1 protein-coding gene and 1 pseudogene are annotated in these 1,369 nt (G+C 61.1%); both read right to left on the reverse strand.

From position 1 onward, the window contains the following. Positions 1-162, reverse strand: a pseudogene (locus V6C07_RS03050) (leucyl/phenylalanyl-tRNA--protein transferase); the annotation flags it as partial. A 162-nt stretch (positions 163-324) separates the two neighbouring features. After that, on the reverse strand, positions 325-1,369 hold a 1,045-nt coding region (locus V6C07_RS03055), incomplete at its 5' end, for an AAA family ATPase (RefSeq protein ID WP_333534908.1).

Genomic DNA, 1,369 nt, shown 5'->3' on the forward strand with positions numbered 1-1,369 from the left:
ACGCGGATCGGGCGACCACCAGAGTATGGGCAGGCCAGCCTCATACCAGGGAAAAATCCCCCGGCTGTAGGCCGCCAGAAGCCGCTCGGCGTGCAGGTCGCCGCCAAAACAGAGCAGACCGTCCTTGCGCGCGGATTCCAATGGCGGAAACTGGGCGGCCATGGCTGTATAAATCCTCAATGGGGTCCCCTCGTGACGGCCAGGTCCACGCTTGATAAACAGCATAGCGCCGCTTTTTTACGGCTGGCAAGGCGGTGAAACGTCCAGGGAAGGGAGTGCCGACGGGGCGGTCTTTCACCGCCCCGTCGGCACTGTAAACTGCCCCTAGTCCGCCTTGCCGGATTTCTTCACGCCTTTGCCCTTGGCAGCCCCAGCTCCGGTGGCTGAACCCCGCGCCGCAACGCCTGCCGTCTTGCCTTTGCCGGAGGTTTTTTTCTTGCTATCGGCCTTAACCTTCTTTGTGTCTGCCGGATCGGCTGTTTCTGTTTTGGCCTTCACCGGCTTCTTTCTGGCAGCCGCGGCAGAACGCGCGGGTTTTGCCCCGACGGATTCCAGCACAAGGGCGTCGTCCACAAGGTCAAGCCGTGCGCTGCCCCCCTTGGCCAAAGAGCCGAACAGCAGTTCGTGCGCCAGCCTGTCTTCCAGTTCGGTACGCAGCAGACGACGCAGAGGGCGCGCGCCCATGACGGGATCAAAGCCCTTGCGGGCCAGCCATTGCCGGGCCTTCTGCCCAAGCTCGAGGCTCACATGACGCTGCTCAAGGCTTTCCACAATCTCGGCCATAAACTTGTCCACAATGCGCAGCATCATGTCCTCGGTCAGGCTGCCAAACGGCACGAGAGCATCAAGCCTGTTGCGGAATTCGGGGCTGAAGGTATTTTCCACGGCCTTGAGTCCCTTGTGGGCCGCATCCTGCCGTGTGGCGCCGCCAAAACCCATGGCCGGGCGGGACATGTCAAAAGCTCCGGCATTGGAGGTCATGATCAGGATAACGTGCGAAAAATCCGTCTTGCGGCCCGTGTTGTCAGTCAACGTGGCATAATCCATGACCTGAAGCAGCACATTGAAGATATCGGGGTGGGCTTTTTCCACTTCGTCCAGCAGCACCACGGAATACGGGGCCTTGCGCACGGCCTCGGTAAGCAGGCCGCCCTGATCAAATCCCACATAGCCGGGAGGCGCGCCGATAAGACGCGACACGGCATGCTTTTCCATATATTCGCTCATGTCATAGCGCAGGAACTCCACGCCCATGAGCTTTGCCAGACTGCGGGCTACCTCAGTTTTGCCTACGCCCGTGGGACCATAGAACAAAAACGCTCCGGCCGGGCGCTGCTCCTGCCCGAGCCCGGCGCGGGCGCGCAGAATG

Source organism: Desulfovibrio sp. 1214_IL3152, assembly GCF_036763055.1.
Taxonomy (GTDB): domain Bacteria; phylum Desulfobacterota; class Desulfovibrionia; order Desulfovibrionales; family Desulfovibrionaceae; genus Desulfovibrio.